Source organism: Nodosilinea sp. FACHB-131 (genome assembly GCF_014695395.1).
Taxonomy (GTDB): Bacteria; Cyanobacteriota; Cyanobacteriia; order Phormidesmidales; family Phormidesmidaceae; genus Nodosilinea.
The window spans coordinates 435,762-453,847 of record NZ_JACJOF010000027.1; the positions used below are offsets into that span (position 1 = coordinate 435,762).

At 54.1% G+C, this 18,086-nt stretch carries 16 protein-coding genes and 1 riboswitch; of the genes, 8 read left to right on the forward strand and 8 right to left on the reverse strand.

Annotated elements, in window-relative coordinates:
- Nucleotides 1-186: 186 nt before the first annotated feature.
- Nucleotides 187-789 (forward strand): TetR/AcrR family transcriptional regulator, encoded by a 603-nt coding sequence (locus H6F75_RS18300; RefSeq protein ID WP_347710673.1) that lies wholly within the window; start codon nt 187-189, stop codon nt 787-789.
- Between the two features lie 134 nt (nt 790-923).
- Here the strand turns inward: H6F75_RS18300 and bioB are convergent, their stop codons facing one another.
- Both bioB and H6F75_RS18310 read right to left on the reverse strand, forming a co-directional pair.
- On the reverse strand, nt 924-1,970 hold the full coding sequence (bioB, locus tag H6F75_RS18305) for a biotin synthase BioB (RefSeq protein ID WP_190753873.1): 1,047 nt from the start codon (nt 1,968-1,970) through the stop codon (nt 924-926).
- Nucleotides 1,971-2,185: 215 nt separating this feature from the next.
- Nucleotides 2,186-2,722 (reverse strand): DUF4330 domain-containing protein, encoded by a 537-nt coding sequence (locus H6F75_RS18310; RefSeq protein ID WP_190753874.1) that lies wholly within the window; start codon nt 2,720-2,722, stop codon nt 2,186-2,188.
- A gap of 240 nt (nt 2,723-2,962) precedes the next feature.
- On the opposite strand from H6F75_RS18310, the gene H6F75_RS18315 reads away from it, so the two are divergent.
- Nucleotides 2,963-3,811: a M48 family metallopeptidase gene (locus H6F75_RS18315; protein WP_190753875.1), complete on the forward strand. Its 849-nt coding sequence runs from the start codon at nt 2,963-2,965 to the stop codon at nt 3,809-3,811.
- Here the strand turns inward: H6F75_RS18315 and H6F75_RS18320 are convergent.
- Together H6F75_RS18320 and priA are read right to left on the reverse strand one after the other, a co-directional pair.
- Nucleotides 3,806-4,666, reverse strand: coding sequence for a pantothenate kinase (locus H6F75_RS18320; protein WP_190753876.1), 861 nt, complete (start codon nt 4,664-4,666; stop codon nt 3,806-3,808). The genes H6F75_RS18315 and H6F75_RS18320 overlap by 6 nt on opposite strands.
- Before the next feature lie 581 nt (nt 4,667-5,247).
- Nucleotides 5,248-7,956: a primosomal protein N' gene (gene priA, locus H6F75_RS28205; RefSeq protein ID WP_347710674.1), complete on the reverse strand. Its 2,709-nt coding sequence runs from the start codon at nt 7,954-7,956 to the stop codon at nt 5,248-5,250.
- Nucleotides 7,957-8,708: 752 nt separating this feature from the next.
- Between priA and H6F75_RS18335 the strand changes: the two genes are divergently transcribed.
- The 4 genes from H6F75_RS18335 to H6F75_RS18350 all read left to right on the forward strand — a co-directional run bounded on the left by H6F75_RS18335 (nt 8,709) and on the right by H6F75_RS18350 (nt 12,234).
- Nucleotides 8,709-9,884 (forward strand): RNA polymerase sigma factor, RpoD/SigA family, encoded by a 1,176-nt coding sequence (locus tag H6F75_RS18335; RefSeq protein ID WP_190695244.1) that lies wholly within the window; start codon nt 8,709-8,711, stop codon nt 9,882-9,884.
- A gap of 192 nt (nt 9,885-10,076) precedes the next feature.
- A complete protein-coding gene (folB, locus tag H6F75_RS18340) occupies nt 10,077-10,442 on the forward strand; it encodes a dihydroneopterin aldolase (protein ID WP_190753877.1) in 366 nt (121 codons plus the stop codon).
- 92 nt (nt 10,443-10,534) lie between these two features.
- Nucleotides 10,535-11,443: a lipoyl synthase gene (lipA, locus tag H6F75_RS18345; RefSeq protein WP_190753878.1), complete on the forward strand. Its 909-nt coding sequence runs from the start codon at nt 10,535-10,537 to the stop codon at nt 11,441-11,443.
- A gap of 5 nt (nt 11,444-11,448) precedes the next feature.
- Nucleotides 11,449-12,234 carry a biotin/lipoate A/B protein ligase family protein gene (locus H6F75_RS18350; RefSeq protein ID WP_347710682.1) on the forward strand — a complete coding sequence of 262 codons (786 nt, stop codon included), beginning with the start codon at nt 11,449-11,451 and terminating at the stop codon, nt 12,232-12,234.
- Here H6F75_RS18350 and H6F75_RS18355 read toward each other — a convergent pair.
- Nucleotides 12,231-12,716 (reverse strand): DUF4278 domain-containing protein, encoded by a 486-nt coding sequence (locus H6F75_RS18355; RefSeq protein WP_190753879.1) that lies wholly within the window; start codon nt 12,714-12,716, stop codon nt 12,231-12,233. The genes H6F75_RS18350 and H6F75_RS18355 overlap by 4 nt on opposite strands.
- 31 nt (nt 12,717-12,747) lie before the next feature.
- Nucleotides 12,748-12,840, reverse strand: a riboswitch (Glutamine riboswitch).
- Nucleotides 12,841-13,101: 261 nt separating this feature from the next.
- On the opposite strand from H6F75_RS18355, the gene H6F75_RS18360 reads away from it, so the two are divergent.
- Both H6F75_RS18360 and hydA read left to right on the forward strand, forming a co-directional pair.
- On the forward strand, nt 13,102-13,350 hold the full coding sequence (locus H6F75_RS18360) for a hypothetical protein (RefSeq protein ID WP_190753880.1): 249 nt from the start codon (nt 13,102-13,104) through the stop codon (nt 13,348-13,350).
- Nucleotides 13,351-13,545: 195 nt separating this feature from the next.
- Complete coding sequence (gene hydA, locus H6F75_RS18365) at nt 13,546-14,961, forward strand: dihydropyrimidinase (protein ID WP_190753881.1); 1,416 nt, start codon at nt 13,546-13,548, stop codon at nt 14,959-14,961.
- Nucleotides 14,962-15,001: 40 nt separating this feature from the next.
- Here hydA and H6F75_RS18370 read toward each other — a convergent pair whose 3' ends face one another.
- The 3 genes from H6F75_RS18370 to H6F75_RS18380 form a co-directional block, all read right to left on the reverse strand.
- The gene (locus H6F75_RS18370) at nt 15,002-15,787 is read right to left on the reverse strand and encodes a hypothetical protein (RefSeq protein ID WP_190753882.1); all 786 of its coding nucleotides are present in this window, start codon (nt 15,785-15,787) and stop codon (nt 15,002-15,004) included.
- Between the two features lie 347 nt (nt 15,788-16,134).
- On the reverse strand, nt 16,135-16,626 hold the full coding sequence (locus H6F75_RS18375) for a hypothetical protein (RefSeq protein WP_190753883.1): 492 nt from the start codon (nt 16,624-16,626) through the stop codon (nt 16,135-16,137).
- Nucleotides 16,627-17,179: 553 nt separating this feature from the next.
- Entirely contained in the window at nt 17,180-17,971 is a 792-nt protein-coding gene (locus H6F75_RS18380; protein ID WP_190753884.1) for a serine protease, read from the reverse strand.
- Nucleotides 17,972-18,086: the final 115 nt, after the last annotated feature.

The window sequence follows — 18,086 nt, forward strand, 5'->3', positions numbered from 1 at the left end:
TTGGTAAAATTAGTCAATGCCTCGCTAAAATGAATGTATAGAGCGATACTCTACTGCTTTGCTTCCTAGGGGATGCTCTGGGGTAAGCAGCGACTTGGCTCAATGCGATCGCAGGGGCTGAGTTACTATGTCGCCTGGCGATCGGGTGCTATACATGAATCAATTGGGTTGAAGAGGTGGTAACGCGTGGTTCAAAGTCCGGCAGTGCTGAATGAAAAAGCCGTGCAAATTTTGCAGGGAGCGATGCAAGAGTTTCTGCAAAATGGCTACGCTGGCACCAGTATGGACAAAGTAGCCACCACTGCTGGGGTCTCCAAACCAACGGTCTACAACTACTTTAAAGACAAAGAGGGGCTGTTTCGGGCGCTGATTCAGTATGTGGCTCAGGCCCGCTGTGAGCAGGTGATGGGCGACGGCAACCTAGAGGGCCGTCCTGAAGTGGTGATTCGACGGTTGATTACCAACGCCATTGAGAGCGAGCTCCACGACCTCGATTATCAAAATTTTGTGCGCTTGGTGGCGGGTGAGTCGGGCCGTTTTCCACAGCTAGCCCAGGCCTTTGTGGAATACCTCACCAAGCCCGCCGCCGATCAGCTCACCGACTACCTCAAGAGCTGCCCAGAACTTGATTTGCCCGACCCAGAGGCCACAGCGCGCGTGGTGCTGGGCGCAACGATATTTTTTATCATGACCCAGAGCGTGATGCACGGCGAGCACATCATGCCCATGGAGCCCAAGCGTTTGGTAGATAGTTTGGTGAATCTGGTGACGCGATCGCAGGCTGCCTGAAATTGCTTAAACTCACCGCCACCGATGCCCACGATGGGGTGTCGCGCCGGTCTGCTCAACCCCGGTTGAGCCCCAGCTAGCTTGAGTAGAATTCGTCGGTCTACGCAACTCAAGACTGGTGGGCAGTGCCCACCCTACAGGGCTTTGGAGATTACTTCTGGCAGCTCGATTGCCTCGCCGTCAGGGCCTTCTAGTACAAATCCAGCATCGCGAATCATGGCGTAGTCGGTCTGGGCGGCTTGCCCAGGGGTAGTCAGATAATCTCCCACAAAAATTGAGTTGGCGGCGTAGAGCCCTAGGGGCTGAAGCTGCCGCAGCTGAACTTCGCGGCCACCAGCAATGCGAATTTCCTGGGAGGGCAGCAGCAGCCGGTAAAGGCACAAAATCCGCAAACACTGGCGTGGGTTCAGCTCGTTGCGCCCCTCAAAGGGCGTGCCTTCGATGGGAATGAGAAAGTTCAGCGGCACGCTGGTCACCTCTAGTCGCCGCAGGGCGAGGGCCATATCGATGATGTCGTCGTTCGATTCGCCCAGGCCAAAGATGCCTCCAGAGCAGGTAGTCATGCCCGCCGACTGCACCGCCTGAATCGTATTTACCCGGTCGTCAAAGGTGTGGGTGGTGCAGATTTCGCCGTAGTTGGTTTCACTGGTGTTGAGATTGTGGTTCACCCGATCTACCCCAGCCGCTGCTAGCTGCTGGGTCTGAGTTTCGTCGAGCAGGCCGAGGCAGGCACAGATTTTCATCGGGTAGCGTTCTTTGACCTGGCGCACCGCGTCGAGCACTTCGCCAAAAACGCGATCGGAGGGCGATCGCCCCGAAATCACCATGCAAAACGTACCGGCTTTCAATGTATTCGCCCGCTCAGCCGCCGCCAGGATTTTCTCCTGAGCCATAAAAGGATATTTTTCGATCTCGGCTGCAGAGATTTTTGACTGCGAGCAGTAGTGACAGTCTTCGGGGCACAGACCGCTTTGGGCATTGAGCAAAAAGTGCAGCCTCACCCGGTTGCCCCAGTAATGTCGCCGCACTCGGTAAGCCGCCGCTAGCTGATCGAGCAGCTCCGCGTCAGGGGCGGTGAGGACAGCGAGGGCCTGCTCTCGACTCAGCACCTCACCAGCTAAAGCCTGATCTGCCAGAGTTTGCCAATTGACGCGGGAAGTCACAGTAGAAGTGGCAGTCATAGCGGTGAGGTGAATGGTTTGGGAGAATGAGGCTTCTATTGTCTCAGATTAAGTCGTTATAGCTTTCCGGGTCCAGGAGCGGCTGTTTCCCCAAGACGCAGCAGGCGCAGAATCTCAGTAAGACTTTGTCAGGCGACGCGTCTCAATCTGAGCCCCCTCGGCTGGTCTTGTTTAGGCAACTGCGGAGGGGCTGAGAATGTAGAGCAGAGGCTGACCTAGCTGTTTTCTAAAACCCGCACATCTACAGTGCTGGTATTGAAATTGTAGAGATCGCCATCTAGCTCAATTTGAGTACCCACCTTGACCTTGCTGTTGCCGAACACCGGGCCGGTGTCGGTAATTTGGGCATCGTCTTCGAGGGTGATGAGCATGTCAATGGTGTAGTTCAGCTCGGGGCGAGGATCGGGCAGTGCTTTAACCGTGCCATCGGGCTGGGGCACAACCGTACTGCGGGGCAGCAGCACCGCGCTTTTAATCTTGACTTGGCCGTAGGGCTGGTTACGAATAATGATGTTCGTAGTTTCAGAATTTTTAATGGCCTCAAACAACCGTTTAGGGTCAGAGGAGGTGAGACCGCGCACCATGACATCTACTTCCACCGGCTTGGTCGTCGACCCGACCTGCGCCACCGACCCTGAGGTGCCCGGATATAGAAAAATACCGAACAGCACCATCAAGATAATCAGCGCCGCCGCAACATCTAAAATGCTGACTTTGCCGAACAGGCGGCCTTTAGCGTCAAGTAGGGTCATGGCTGGGGTGCCCTCGCAGAGGGAAAAGGTGAATGGTTTTGATAGAGGAGAATGTCGATCCCATTGAACCACAGGGTGGCTCGTTTGGAGCGTGAGCTGGCACCGCGCGCGACGCACCCGCTCCTAGTACCCATAGAATAGCGAGGCCAAATTTATTACTGACCACTGGCTGTGGCCATCAGACTTCTAGCGGGGCAAGATGGATATAGTTCTGTACCTAGCGGTACTTGGGGCACTCCTATGCTTTCTCCTCTCACACAACTGACCAAAAACTCCTTTTGGCGCCGCGGGCTGTACGGTTTGCTAGCCGCCGTCATGGCGATCACGATTGGCCTATCGACCCCCACGGCGTCCCAGGCCAGCATTTTTGACCTAATTTTTCAGGGCATTCGTTATGTGCAGCTAGGCAATTTGTCCGATCGGGATGAGGTCAACTTGGGCACTCAGATTGATCGCCAGCTCAAGGCCCAGGGGGTGCGAGTTTATAACCGCGACTCAGGCGTCAGTGCTTATATCAATGAAATTGGCCAGCGTCTGGCAGATAGCAGCGATCGCCCTGACATACCCTACACGTTTCAGGTGGTCAACGACGACAGCGTCAACGCCTTTGCCACAGCAGGCGGCTTTGTCTACATTCAAACCGGACTGATCAAGGCAGCGGCTAACGAAGCCGAGCTAGCCGGGGTAATGGCCCACGAAATTGGCCATATTACGGGTCGCCACGCTATCAACCAGATGCGGCAGCAGGCGCTGGCTAGTGGTGTGGCTGGTGCCCTAGAGGTGCGCCAAGATGCCCTGGTAAACATTGGGGTACAGCTTGCCCTACAGCTACCCAACAGCCGCGAGGCTGAGTACGATGCCGATCGCCGTGGATTCAACAACCTGGGCCGGGCAGGCTACGACACTAGGGGTTTTATCACCTTTATGCAAAAGCTAGAGGGTGGGTCTTCGGCTGAGTTTTTGAGTTCCCACCCCAACCCTGGCAACCGGGTAAGCAACCTGCAAAGCATGAACAGCAGTGGCACCTATCCCAACAATGGGGTCGGCACCGATGCCAACGCCTACCGCAATCGCATTCGCGGTCTATAGCGTCTCCAAATGCTGGAGCTGCTGCCGGCAGACCCTCAATCCCCAAAATCCCAGGTCTGGGTCTACCCTGACTTGCTGGGTCAGGGGTGGGGTCTGCTTTTTCATGGCGTGATAGACAGCCGCGCTATCTCCCCCCGTCAGCACGATCGCCCCCTGGGGCCAGTCAGTCTGCCAAGCCTGAATAAAATCGCGAATTCCCGCTAGCTGGGTGTGCAAAATGCCGCTGGCGATCGCCTCAGCCGTATTGGTCGCCCAGCGCTGGGGCCAACTCTCGGGGTTAAACTCTAGCGCTGGCAGCCGATCGGTGTGGCTGTGGAGGGCGCGAAACTGCGATCGCAGCCCCGGCAAAATTGCGCCACCTAGCAGACGTTGATCAACCCCAGCGGTGAATGTCAGAGCCGTGCCGCAGTCGATCACCAGGACTGGCCAGCCCCAGACATCCCCTGCCCCCACCAGAGCTAAAGCGCGATCGACCCCCAAGGTGGCGTAGGTGTTTTGCAGCGGCACCTGTTCAGTTTTGATGGAGTGAACGTTGGAATAATCTGCCAGCCAGGTCAGGGGGGCATCGACGACGGACGCCAGCCAAATTTCCGGGTGCTCCCCCAGCGGCCTGCTCCCGTCGTTTGCGCTGGAAGGAAGGGTGGTCTCAATCCCCAACTGCTGCCAGGCCGAGAGCGCAAAGTGGCCTCGATGAAGCGTATTCACCTGGGCTGCTGATAGGTGAACGGTGTGCCACGAACCCAGCCAGCGCTGGTGACCCTCGCCTTGGGGGTCAGCATTGCTTTCAAAGGCACCCCAATGCCAACGGCTATTGCCAATTATTAACGCTAACCAAGCCTGGTGACCCGTTCCCATAAACCCATTGATGATGGCGAGACAGGAAAATTTTGCGGCAAAAACTGTACCTAACGCTGTTCTTTTGATTGCTTAAAGGTTTCAGGGGTGGGGCGATCGCAGCAATACCTTTAAAAAACTGAAGAGTGACCATCTTGGCCACTCTCCGTTAAGTCTTTTACGTTATGTTGGCCAGACAAGCTTAGGGGCTGCCGTGGCTGGAACAAGCTGCTTAACTGAGTTAAACACCTCAAGAACGGACAAAGAATCAACAGAATGGGCAATCTCGCTAAACTACAGTTGCTTTTCACAATCCATTGCCTGACCGGCAGCTAGGGTAGGTTAAGGTCAAGAATGACCACCTCTAAAAGGATTGTTTTGAAGCGAATTTTAGTTTGTTACTAACTAAAGCACCAGCTCGTAAAGGCTGTTAACCGAGTTAGGCTTGCGGGGTATTCAGTTGTTTTCGATGTATCTAAACTATCACAGCCCAAGGGGTCTGCAAAGGCGTTTGATAGATCGTTACTGGTCGTTACAGGGGTTAGCAATGCTAACAATATCTCCAGCAAAAAATAGTTCTTTGGATCCTTAAAAGATTGAATTTAAGCCAAATTTAGCGGATCGACATCAATAGTGAGGCTCACCTGGGTTGGGCAGTACTGTTTCAAATCTTGCAGGTTAGGCAGAGGTTCATCTAGAGGGCCTTTAACGACCAGATGCCAACGGTAGCGGCGGGCCACGCGTGGAATTGGCGCTGGCGCTGGCCCGAGCAGTTGATAAGCCGAGCCGGCTAACAGCTGAGTCACATACTGAGCCAAAATTTCAGCCGTTTGCTGCACTGCGTTAGGGTCAGTACTGCTGAGCCGCAGCAGCACCATCTGCCCGGCGGGGGGGTACTGCAACAGCTGTCGCTGCGCCCACTCAGCGGCGATAAACCCCTCGTAGGCATGGTGAGTGACCGCTTCCACCACCGGATGGTCGGGGGTATAGGTCTGCAAAAAGACTTGCCCTGGCTGGGTGCCGCGCCCCGCCCGCCCCGCCACCTGAATCAGCATTTGCAGCGCTCGCTCGCTGGCCCAATAATCATTCATATATAAGAGTCCGTCGGCGGCAATGATACCCACCAGGGTGACTTGGGGCAGATCGATGCCCTTGGTCAGCATCTGAGTGCCTACTAGCAGGTCGGCTTCGCCTTCAGCAAAGCGGGTGAGCAGCGCGCGGTGAGACCCTTTAGTGCGGGTCGTGTCGCTGTCGAAGCGAATGCAGCTCAGCTCTGGAAAGGTTTCGGCCAGGGCGTTGACTACCCGCTGGGTGCCGCTGCCAAAGTGCTTGAGGTAGGGTGAGCTGCACGCCGGGCAGTGTCTGGGATGGCCCTGGCTAAAGTTGCAGTAGTGACAGCGCAGGGTCATAGCGCTGTTCGCCCCAGGCTGGTGGTACGACAGCGACACATCGCAGTGGGGGCACATCATCACATGGCCACAGCTGCGGCACGACACAAAACTGCTGTGCCCCCGCCGATGGATGAATAACAATCCCTGGTTACCCTCAGCTTTCATTTGGGTCAGGGCGGTTTGCAGCGATCGACTGAGAATGCTGCGGTTGCCGTCTTGCAGCTCGTCGCGCATATCCACGACGTTTACGGTGGGCAGCGGCTGAGCCTGCACCCGCTCTGGCAGCGAAAGATATGTCCAGGGGAGGGTGTGAGGCGTGGGGGCGTGGGTAAGTAGATGGGTGGATGAGTGGATGGGTAACAGAGGAGACACATTCTTTGAGTTGGGGGAACTTGAGGGGTAGAGAGGAGGTTTAGCGACGGGTTGTTCGACAGGGTCGGGGCTGGAGGGGGGCAGTGCCCACCTTACGCTGCCGTTGGCGGTCGCTGTCAAAGTTTGGATTTGGTGGTTATCTAGCGTCTTCGTCTGGGATGCAGCCATTTCCCGATCTATTGGCATCGCTGCGTCTAATGTCTCCTCGCCCAACCCCTGACACTGCACCCAGGTATCCAGGGAGGGTGTAGCGGAACCGAGCACCAGGGGGCAATTTTCCAACTCTGCTCGCCAGCGGGCGACGGTGCGAGCATGGTAACAGGGGGGCACGTCTTGCTTATAGCTGCTGTCGTGTTCTTCGTCGAGAATAATCAGGCCTAGGTTGGGCAGGGGCATAAAGATGGCCGAACGGGTGCCCACAATCACCAGCGGTTTAGACGGCTTAAGGCTCTGCCGCCAGGTGTCGTAGCGTTCGCCATCGGCCAGATTGCTGTGGTAGACCCATACCTGATCGCCAAAGCGACGGCGAAAGCGATCGGTGAGCTGGGGGGTGAGGCCAATCTCGGGCACCAGCACTAGGGCCGATTGCCCAGCGGCGAGGCGAGGGGCGATCGCCTGCAAATACACCTCGGTCTTCCCTGACCCCGTTACCCCATGCAGCAAAAACTGACTTCCCTGCTGACTCTTATTAATAGGAGCAAGCGCCTGAGCCTGGTGATAGGTGAGGGGCTTAGGCCGGTCAGGCAACAGCGCTGGCCCGGTTTCGGTCCGCAGCTGCTCGCGCGGCTCGATCACCAAGCAGCCCAACTGCGCCAATCGCTTCAGGGTGGGGCTGGTGGTTTGGCACAGTTGCAGAGCATCGCTGAGCCACAGATCACCACCTTGGCGGCGCAGGGTAGCAATGATGTCTTGCTGACGGGGTGTCAGATCGGGGGGTCGGGTGTCGCCACCTACCAGGGTTACCGCCTGGCGGCGCTTGGCCTGGGGCGGCTGAGGCGGTGATAGGTAGGACTCGGCCCAGCCTAGCTGGATGAGCTGTTGTAGAGTGCGATAGCTGTGGCCGCGTTTCTGCAAATAGGGCCAGGTGTAGTCTCCTGTGGGCGATCGCTGGAGATCCTCCACTAGCTCCTTCAGCCCTGGCGCTAAGGGCAGGGTCTGGGGCAGGCGATCGCGCCGCAGCCGCAGCCGTCGTTGGGATCTAGCTAGCAGCCCCGGCGGCAGCGCCGACTTGAGCACCTGCATCAGCGGCACCTGGTAGTAGTGAGCCACCCGCTGCAGCAACATCCAGTAGGGCGGGGCAAAAAACCGCTGTTCAACCACGCCCTCTACAGCTCGAATTTGGTGGCTCACCAAGTTGGCTGGAGGAGTGCGGGAAAGGGAGAGGGCGATCGCACCAATGCTTTGCTGACGAAAAGGCACCGTTAAGATGTCACCCACCTGCACTTCTAACGAAGCAGGCACTGCATAGGTATATTCTGCGGGCTGGCCGCCATAGTCCACCAAAACGTTGACCCACTGAGGCTGGGGTCCACTCTCACCAAGGCCCACGTGTTTTACACCACCTACGTTACCTCTGCCAGTGTAAGAGGTTGTTTGACCAGCTGACTGAAGACTGATTGACAACCTTTCCACCGGCCAACAACATCCCATTTTGGGGTGTGACCGCACCGCTTGAGGCAACAGTACTGGCAGACGCAATCCACTACTCAAGATTGTTGATAGCGTGAGTAGCCTCAGCGCTGAGCGCTGTCTATCACCAATTCAAGTTGGCATCGATTAGCGTCCCTACAGATCACAATCCTCAGCCAGACTCGAATCAGGTCTAAACACTCAAGCCTGCTAGTTTTCAACAGAATGCAATCTGTGGAAAGTTTTCAACAGATTGTGGAAAGTTTTCCACAATCTGTTGAAAACGGAGCCAAACCATATAGAAGAAAAAATATAGATCTCTAAACCGAGAGCAACAGCAATCTGCCTCAACCCTGGATACCTGCCTCTGTCCCTGGACGGCAATCAATAGCAAGGCAAAGTGTCCGAGGATAGCAAAAAATCCTTGAGGTTACCCTTAAATTTTCGGTCCATTTTTTGGATTGGCTGTTACACTACGCAAGTTGCCAAAGAAATGTTACATTGCCTGGGAATTCACAAAATAATCCGTATTGTGGACTCACAAAATAAGTCTAAAGATCCAGTTCCGGGATCAAGCGTTTTGTCAGAGGTTGTCATTGGCAGGGCAACCCGAATATACATGCCTTCAATCTGCATGCTTCGACCCGTAGGTATACAGTTTTATTTACCCCATGGCCACTACATATAACTCCGACAGAGACAGTTCTATTGCTTGGGCCGATGAACCCATGGATGGGTTCGATACCGACTTAAATCGGGTGGCAGAAAAGGTGTCTGCCGCTGATAGTCAAATCACCCCAGACCTTACGGCCTGGGACGAAGATCGGGAGGTTCTGGCAAAGTTCTCTCAGTCAGAGGCCATGTCAGAGATGGGGCTGTCGGGCTATAGCAAAACCATTACCGACGATGCCGTTGGGGCTTTCTTTAAGGAAATGGCGCGCTACCCACTGCTAAAACCGAGCGAAGAAATTGAGCTTGCCCGGCAAGTACGCTTCCTATCTAAGGTCGAAGCAGCCAGTGAAAAACTGCAAAAAGAGTTGGGTCGTAAACCCAACCGACAAGAACTAGTTGAGAAACTAAAGATCAGTGAAGCGGAGTTCACCCAAAAGCTTCACGAAGGTAGAACTGCCAAGCGGAGAATGATTCGCTCTAACCTGCGGTTGGTGGTGTCGATCGCCAAGCGCTATTTAAACCGAGGAGTGCCTTTTCTCGATTTAATTCAAGAAGGAGCGCTGGGATTAAACCGAGCCACCGAAAAATTTGATCCCGACAAAGGCTACAAATTTTCGACATACGCCTACTGGTGGATTCGCCAGGGTATTACTCGCACCATCGCTAACGATGCCCGCACGATTCGCCTGCCGATCCACATTGTGGAAAAGTTGAACAAGCTGAAGAAAGCTCACCGCGATCTGCGGCGCGATTTGCAGCGCAATCCTAGCGAGCAAGAACTGGCTGATGCCCTCGATGTGACGGTCGATCAACTGAGAAGTTTGCAGCAGGTGCGGCGGCGATCGCTCTCCTTAAACCACCGCGTCGGCAAAGGTGAAGACACCGAACTAATGGAACTGCTCGAAGACAGCAGCACCCAAACGCCGGAGTCTAAAATTAGCGAAAACATGATGCGCCAGGAAATTACCAGCGTGCTGGGCGAGGTGCTAACCGAACGCGAAAAAGATATTATTACGCTGCGCTATGGGCTGGCCACTGGCGAGACCCACACTTTAGAGGAGGTGGGCGGCATCTTTAACCTCTCCCGAGAGCGGGTGCGCCAGATTCAAACCAAAGCTATGCGTAAGCTGCGACGGCCCCAGGTGGCTGCTCGCCTCAAAGGTTGGCTCAAGTAGCTCAACACCGTTCGGTAAGACACATCTCCAAATCTCCCGCCCCCCGAGTTGGGGAGGGCAGTGGTCAACGGTCTCGCAAGAGATCTCCCCTGCCTTTCTCAATCAGGGGGGTTTTAGTTGGCATATTGCACTAAACATTTAGGGAGCGGAGCTGCAGCAGCGTTCATTTATCAATCAAAAATTTCGTATTTTATGGATGCCATTCACTTAAGCAATATCCGCGCCTACGGCTACACGGGGGCGCTGCCCGAAGAGAACGTGCTGGGTCAGTGGTTTCAAGCCGATCTCACCCTGTATTTGGATTTGGCTGAGGCTACTCAGAGCGATCGCCTTGCCGACACCCACGACTACCGCACCGTGATCAACGGCACCCAGCAAATCATTCGCGAAGCCAAGTTTGCGCTGATTGAGCGGCTGGCGGGGGCGATCGCCACTCTAGCTATGAATTCTGACCCCCGACTTCAGCAGGTAACGGTCAAAATCACCAAGCTCACCCCACCAATCCCCGACTACACCGGTCAGGTGGCGGTAGAAATTACCCGCGATAGAATCCAGTAGGGGCAAACAACCGTTTGCTCTGAGCTTGTAGGGTGATTTAATCCTGCTGGCGGCAAAGAATTTGGTGGGCAGTGCCCACCCTACGGTGGCTCATGACTTCTACAACCAACTCACGGCAGCAGCTCAGGGCTGAGCTGGAGCGCATGCCCGACTGGCTGCGTCGCCCCATTGGCAACGCCAGCGAGATCTCGGCAGTGCAGCGCATTGTCAAAGAACGGCAAATTCACACCATCTGCGAAGAGGGTCGCTGCCCCAACCGGGGCGAATGCTACGCCAACCGCACCGCCACCTTTTTGCTGATGGGGTCGGTGTGCACTCGTGCCTGCTCGTTTTGCCAGGTGGAGAAGGGCCATGCGCCCATGACCCTCGACCCCCACGAACCCAAGAAAGTAGCAGAATCTGTGCGCCTGCTGGACTTACGCTATGTGGTGCTGACTTCGGTAGCGCGGGATGATTTGCCCGACCACGGTGCCAGCTGGTTTGCCACCGTGATGCACACCATTCGTCAGGAGAATCCGGGAACTGACATCGAAGTGCTGACTCCAGACTTTTGGGGTGGCACTGCGCGGGATGCGGGGCAGGCCGATCGCGTTCAAACCGTAGTAGCTGCCAAGCCAGCCTGCTACAACCACAACCTTGAAACCGTGCGGCGGCTGCAAGACCCGGTGCGGCGCGGGGCTAAGTACGATCGCTCTCTCCGAGTCCTATTGCTGGTTAAAGAATTTGACCCCAGCATTCCTACTAAGTCAGGACTCATGGTGGGCCACGGCGAAACCGAGGCAGAACTGATTGAGGCGATGCAAGATTTGCGACGGGTGGGGTGCGATCGCCTTACTATCGGCCAATACATGCGCCCCTCGCTCGATCACCGCCCGATCGCTCGCTACTGGACTCCTGAAGAGTTCACCCGGTTAGGAGAAGTCGCCCAAGAACTCGGCTTTGAGCACGTGCGCTCTGGGCCGTTGGTGCGTAGCTCTTACCACGCTGGGGAAGCGCCTTGAGTCAGGTGACCTGGCGGCTGATTCCACTGTTGGACGCCCCCGGCGCGGTGCAGATGGCGATCGATGCCTGGCTGCTCGATCAGCATCTGCACCAGGGGCATCCGTCTACTCTGCGGTTCTACACCTGGAATCCAGCAGCGGTTTCCCTGGGAGCAAGCCAGCGGCGGCAGATGCCCGACCATTGGCGAGGTCTTGTCTGGCAGGGGCAGCCGGTGGATCTGGTGCAGCGACCGACCGGCGGGCGCGGAGTGCTGCACCAAGGCGATTTAACCTATGGCTTAGTGACTTCTCACACTGCTGGAAGCCGCAACCAAGCCTACAGATTTCTCTGCCAATTCTTAATTGCGGGCTGGGCAAACCTGGGTGTGTCCCTAGCGTTTGGGCAACCCAGTCGAGACTATGGGCGTTCGCACAACTGCTTTGCCCTGGCCACCAGCGCCGACCTGGTCGATGTTCAAGGCCACAAAGTCATCGGCAGCGCCCAGCTGCGGCGCGGTTCCTGCTTACTTCAGCACGGATCGATGGGACTGATGACCGATGCTGAGCTGTGGCAGCAGGTGTTTCAAACGCCCGCACCGCAAGCGAATCAGGCTCAGTTGGCCGTACGACAGGGGTTAACCATCTCCAAAATCGTTGAATCGCTGATCCAGGCGGCCGAGGACTGGTTTAAATGCCAGCTCATCTCCCAACCTCTAACCGAGCCAGAGTGGGCAGCGATCGCCGCCCTCGCACAAAAAAATGGCCCGGGGTGCCAGAGCGCCGGGCCATCTGCCGTATCGTCTCGAAGCTAGCTCATAGCTGACGAACCGCGATCGTAGCCGGAGAAATCGTGGGGCATTTTGCCTTGAATGTGGCTCTCGTAACGGGCCGCGTCTTCTACAGGGATGCCGACCTCAGCCGCTAGGCGGACCATCATGCCCTGTTCACGCCGACGGCTGCGCTGGTGACGGCGAATAAACAGGTTACGGGCTAGGTCAGAAAGGTTGACGGGCGCAGGTTCAGATTCCACCACAGGGGCAACGAGGCTGGCGGCAACCGCCGGCAACTCTGCGGCGATGACCACGGGGGCGATCGCCGCCACCGGAGCAGCAATACCCGTGCGGTGGGGCACGCCGCGCCAGGTCAAATCGGCAGCGGGCTGAGCGGGCAGTTCGGCCACAGACTCAAACGCAACTGGAGCACCCCGATAGGTGCCGGTGTCAATAGTTTCGCCCATTTTGGGCGCAGGCTGAGATGGAGCGTCGTAGCTGTTGCCGCGATAGGTGAGTTTCATAGTGTCGCCTCCTAGAAGCGATGCGTAGTGAGGCGCGTTCCTTCGGGAGTGTCCCTACTTCCGTCTCCCATCTGGGGTGCCTGAGGGGGAGTGCACCGGTAAATATCAGGGGGAGATGAACGATTATCTTGATATCTGTATAGTACGCTACTGTTTTTTGAAAATATCAGCTTTTGACAATTCTACATAGGGAGCACATGTGTTGCTTCGGCAAGCGATTCCAGAACGGATACTCGTTCCGAGTCGGAGCCCGAACGCTCCGCGAATCGGGCATCAAAGTTGTTCATGCCTACCATGACAGAAAGTTTTTGTAATTTTAGATACAGAAATCTATTCTTAGGTTGTGGGTGAAAACCCCTGACGCAACATTAAAGGAGATTTACCTGTGAATAGCAGCTATTGGCCGATCAACAACTCCAGCAACACCACTGGCCTGGTTGCCCAACTCGGTGCCCTCTGGCAAAATCTGCTAGCCCACCTCGAAGCCACCACTGAACCCCGCGTGTGGCAAGCCAGCGATACCTCTGGCCAAACTTTGTGGAATGCCTACGACCCCATTACCCAGATGGCGATCGACCACGCCTCTGCCGACGAGCTCCGCACCTGGCTTGAAGAGCTGCACTATCACAACTAGGGTTGGAGGTTTGTGGTGCAAGGTCTAAGGTTCAAGGCGGTTCCTCGTACCCCAAGCCCTAAACCTTGAACCTTCCCCTACAACTGCACATTTATTTAATGGGCAAGCGTTAGGTCGCTCACTATAGTCATAGCAACGCTGCGCTCCCCCTAGGGGGATGGGCAGCCAGGCCCCGTTTCGCTGCAAAGGCTTGCTATGACATCGGTATTGATTCAGGGCGGTCGCATTGTCACAGCGGTAGACGACTACCAGGGTGACATCCTCATCCAAGATGGCCGCATTGAGGCCATTGGCCGCCAGCTTTCGGTGGAGAATGCTGAATGCCACAATGCCACTGGGTTGCTCGTACTGCCGGGCGGTATCGATGCCCATGTGCACATGGAAACCCCCATGGGCAACGACGTCTACACCTGCGACACCTTTGAAACGGGCACTCGCTCGGCTGCCTTTGGTGGCACTACCACCATCATCGATTTCGCTCAGCAGTTCCACAACGATAGCCCCAAGGCGGCTTTGGATAGACGCCTGGCAGCGGCTGAGCCTCAGTGCTGCGTTGACTACGCCTTCCACGTCATTCTCACTGACATTAACCCCGGCTCCTTAGCAGAGCTACCCGACTTGATCAACCAGGATGGGGTGTCCAGCTTCAAGCTCTACATGGCCTACCCCGGCGTTTTGATGGTGGACGATGCGGCCATTTTCAAAACGATGCGCCGCACGGGCGATCACGGCGGTATGGTCAACCTCCACGCTGAGAATGGAGTGGTGATTCAAGCGCTGATCGAAGAAGCGCTGGAGCAGGGCAACACCTCCCCCAAGTATCACCAGCTGACTCGCCCCAGCCTGATGGAAGGGGAAGCCGCCCATCGGGTGATTCGCATTGCGGAGCTGGCGGAGGTGCCGGTGTACATTGTGCACCTGTCGGCAAAGGAAGCGTTGGAGGCGGTGGTGGAGGCGCGCGATCGCGGCATCCACGCTTTCGCCGAAACCTGCCCCCACTACCTATTTCTCGATGAGTCAGAGTACGACGCCCCTGGCTTTGAAGCGGCAAAGTATGTCATGACTCCGCCCTTGAGGGATCACAGTTGCCAGCACGCCCTGTGGCGAGGGCTCCAGTTCGACGATCTCCAGCTGGTGGCCACCGACCACTGCCCCTTCTGCATGAACGAGAATCCGCTCGGGATTTTGAAGTCAAAGCAATTTGGCAAAGACAATTTCAACCGGATTCCCAACGGTGCCCCTGGGGTAGAACTGCGCCTGACCCTGCTCTACGACGGCGGAGTGAGAGCGGGACGCATCAACCTCAACCGCTTTGTGCAGCTCACTGCCACCGCCCCAGCCAAAATGTTTGGCCTATTTCCCCGCAAGGGCACGATCGCCGTCGGCAGCGACGCCGACCTGGTGCTGTTTGACCCCAACGAAACCCACACCCTCAGCGCCAGCACCCACCATTCCCTGGTGGATTACTCGCTGTTTGAGGGGCGAGAGGTGACGGGCAAGGTCAAAAAAGTCTTTCTGCGGGGCCAGTGCATTGTGGATGGGGATGAGTGGCTGGGGCGATCGGGTATGGGCGAATATTTGCCGCGCCGCGCATCCGGGCGGGTGTTGTAAAACTAGCAGTCTCAATCAAAGGCAAACTGTTTGGATGCTGCTAAGCAGGTACTTTTGATGTAGGCAATGGATTAGGGCTGGGGGCCTTACTTGAAACACCAAACCCCTGCAATTGACGGATTTTTCGGTACATCAATATTGATTTATAATATCCTAACTCCGTATCAAACAAAAATTTTGACTCATTATCATTTTCCATAGTTGCATTAGTTAACACCTGTAGGTGCCCTACTGTCATTCCCTGGATTGGTTGAATTTCAACGCTCCGTATTTCTACTACAGGATATATTCGAATTGAAATTCTTCCTGATGCCATCATCATCCCAAGGATGCCATCTGAGTCCTGACCTTGACCGCCCAAAAGTCCCTTGTTGATGATTATGAGATTACAGTTAGTTAGAACAGCTTGGCTCCGATCCCCTGAAGGAGCGCTTCTCAACTTATAAATTAATCTTTCATTGGGTAACAATACGTCGATAAAAAGCTTTTCCATTTCCGCAGTCAAAGTTTCTAACATTTGACCTGAGGCTTCTTCCAATTTACTCTGTCTATTATCTACAGCTTTTTTTCTAGAGGCTTCTTCTACTCTTATTTTTTTGTTTTCTACAATTTTTGGATCGGACTTCCAACGTTTTGCTTCTTCCTTAAGCTCTAGTTTGAATCCTTCAGATATGGCACTATTCCAACAAGTAGGACACACAAAAATACCATTGAAGGTTCCTCCAATATTGCGAACATGCTCCTTGTTCGGCGAACCGCTAGAAATTTGTGTATCTATGGGAAACTTTTGTGTACACCCGTCGCATGCAATATCCAGTAAACCCATACTATAAATTCTCCTTATGCTTGAGCTATATCAAGTAATGCCCAGAACCATGTCTGAGCAGAGGATACCCATAGTGCTTATTGGTATAACTAGAGTTGTAGGGGTGTTGCAGTTCTCGTAGGTTGGGTGAAACGAAGTGAAACCCAACGACGATAAGCTTTGTTGGGCTCTGCTAGCGCGCTACCCAACTTACAATTTGAGGCTTGCCAGACCGCTAGTTGACTCTAGCTATAACGTGGAGCTAAGCAGCGGCACTAGTTTGCTAAAAAGACCATCGCCCCGATGATGCCTTATCGGCATCATCGGGGCGATGGGTGTTGGAATTGTGCAGGGCTATCCAGGGTTAGCTAGGCTGTCTGCGACTGGGGAGCGGGTGATTGAGCGATCGCGCTTTGTCGGCGCGATTTGCGAAACTGCTGAGAGAGATCTTCGATGACGTCATCGAGTCCTCTATTTTTGCCTGTCACTTTGGCGGAGTTGTAGGCTAGTCGGGCTGCTGCATAGGCTTCGCTACCGGCCAGCATTTGAGTATCTTCCAGCAGCTCTTTGAGGTGGTTCACTGCTTGCAGAATAGGGTTCAGCGCTTCGAAGAGAGCTAGATCGCGGCGGGCTTCTTCGACATCGAGATGGCGTGGCATCATGTCGATGTGCTGGGCGGCCATGTCTAGAGCGCGAGTTGTAAATGTCTGAGATTTGAGGCCCATCTTTGGTATTTGACGCCGCTCTTGGGGGGTTAACCCGACCAGGAAGGCAAGCTGCTCGCGAACTGCTTTGAGCTGAGCCACAATTTCTAAAGCTTCTTGGGTAGATAGTGTAGCTGTTACGGTTTGATTGTTCATTTTAGATTTTCAAATAAGGGATGACGCATCCCGTGATGCACTTTTCAATTAATCCTCTATGAAAGCTTCGGCTAGCTTCTGTAAATATACGGGAGTTAATATGTATCAAGCTATCAATAGGCAAAATGGCGTAGGTGTCCGGAGTAAAGCCCTTCTGCTTCGCTTCAGAACATCGCCGATTCTATATTTTTCTCCATTGATTTTGTTTAGAACACCGTCAGTTCTACATCTTTCTCTATCGATTCTGTCTGGGGCAGCGTTGGTTATATGTTTTTCTCTGCCGATTCTGTTTGAGGCACTGTCGATTCTATTTTTTTCTCCGTTAGCGTAGTGCAAAAGGGAATCGATGGCTCTCTGAACAGAGTTAAGGTTTCAGGCCTTCTACCTTGGGGTTTCTTGGCCTTCTAAGCGTCAATTGATGACGAGACGCCTTCATGCATACATAAAAACGTGGCAAGTGCACTGCTTCGGTAGCTGTCGTAACGCATTTCTCACCTGTCGGTGCGAAGCGGCAGCAGAGCACCGATCAGGTGCAGAAAGATGTTAGATGTTTTTATTCATTTCCGTTTTTCCATCCATACTTTTCTTTAAGGAATAGAATGCCATTTGGAACAAAGTCACGTATAAACTCTACTTTTGTTACGATCAGTTTTTGAGTATCTTGATGCCATCTATGTACTACGCCGGCAAAACTCACAACATCAGGACACCATACCTCTATTTTATTCATGCAATGTATTCGAAGATTCCAAATTGGTGACCCACTCATTCCATTGGGGGGTGTTTTACAGGGATACTCAACTGCAAAATGTATATCTTCATTATAACCACTTGGTAAAGTGGTTTCCTTTCCGATGAAAGGATTCCCATTAAAAGTTGATTCGCCAAGGAATGGCAAATGAAGCATGTTAGCGCCGGGAAATCCATTGCAATAGTAAAAAGCATCTTTGAAATTAAATGATGGTACCATTAGCTCAGAATATGACAGAGGAACAATACCTGAATCATCTAATGCTTGTTGGAAACATCCATATACTGCGACATCAGCATCTACGTCTTGTGCAGAGACCCAACCGCTTCTAAAAGGGAATGGTTTTGCGCCCGACTCTCTACCGTGAACACAGTATTCTACATTGTTAGAATCGATAACATGTTTAGCAGTTAGTACAAATGGAAAACCATCAAACAATACGTAACAACCTGTTCCCCGATATTTTGCTTCTAACTTCTTATCTCCACCTGGGGCTTTTACAATATCGCTTATAACGGTCAGATACTTATCAGTTCTTAATCTAGCTTGCTCGCCAATCTCAAGCATTTTATCTCTTGTAACAGTAAATCCCATTATTTGTCCTTTATTTATAAAATTGAACTAGCTATGAGCATCTAACGGTGCGGTTAAGCGGCTGTAAACAACCTTTGCAACTCCACCAGTGAATTTTCGACAGTCGGCTCCAACC

Coding starts and splice junctions, on each gene's coding strand:
- bioB (WP_190753873.1), bottom strand. CDS start 1,970: ATGACTGCCACTTCTACTGTGACTTCCCGCGTCAATTGGCAAACTCTG.
- H6F75_RS18310 (WP_190753874.1), bottom strand. CDS start 2,722: ATGACCCTACTTGACGCTAAAGGCCGCCTGTTCGGCAAAGTCAGCATT.
- H6F75_RS18315 (WP_190753875.1), top strand. CDS start 2,963: ATGCTTTCTCCTCTCACACAACTGACCAAAAACTCCTTTTGGCGCCGC.
- H6F75_RS18320 (WP_190753876.1), bottom strand. CDS start 4,666: ATGGGAACGGGTCACCAGGCTTGGTTAGCGTTAATAATTGGCAATAGC.
- H6F75_RS18335 (WP_190695244.1), top strand. CDS start 8,709: ATGGCCACTACATATAACTCCGACAGAGACAGTTCTATTGCTTGGGCC.
- folB (WP_190753877.1), top strand. CDS start 10,077: ATGGATGCCATTCACTTAAGCAATATCCGCGCCTACGGCTACACGGGG.
- lipA (WP_190753878.1), top strand. CDS start 10,535: ATGACTTCTACAACCAACTCACGGCAGCAGCTCAGGGCTGAGCTGGAG.
- H6F75_RS18355 (WP_190753879.1), bottom strand. CDS start 12,716: ATGAAACTCACCTATCGCGGCAACAGCTACGACGCTCCATCTCAGCCT.
- hydA (WP_190753881.1), top strand. CDS start 13,546: ATGACATCGGTATTGATTCAGGGCGGTCGCATTGTCACAGCGGTAGAC.
- H6F75_RS18370 (WP_190753882.1), bottom strand. CDS start 15,787: ATGGGTTTACTGGATATTGCATGCGACGGGTGTACACAAAAGTTTCCC.
- H6F75_RS18375 (WP_190753883.1), bottom strand. CDS start 16,626: ATGAACAATCAAACCGTAACAGCTACACTATCTACCCAAGAAGCTTTA.
- H6F75_RS18380 (WP_190753884.1), bottom strand. CDS start 17,971: ATGGGATTTACTGTTACAAGAGATAAAATGCTTGAGATTGGCGAGCAA.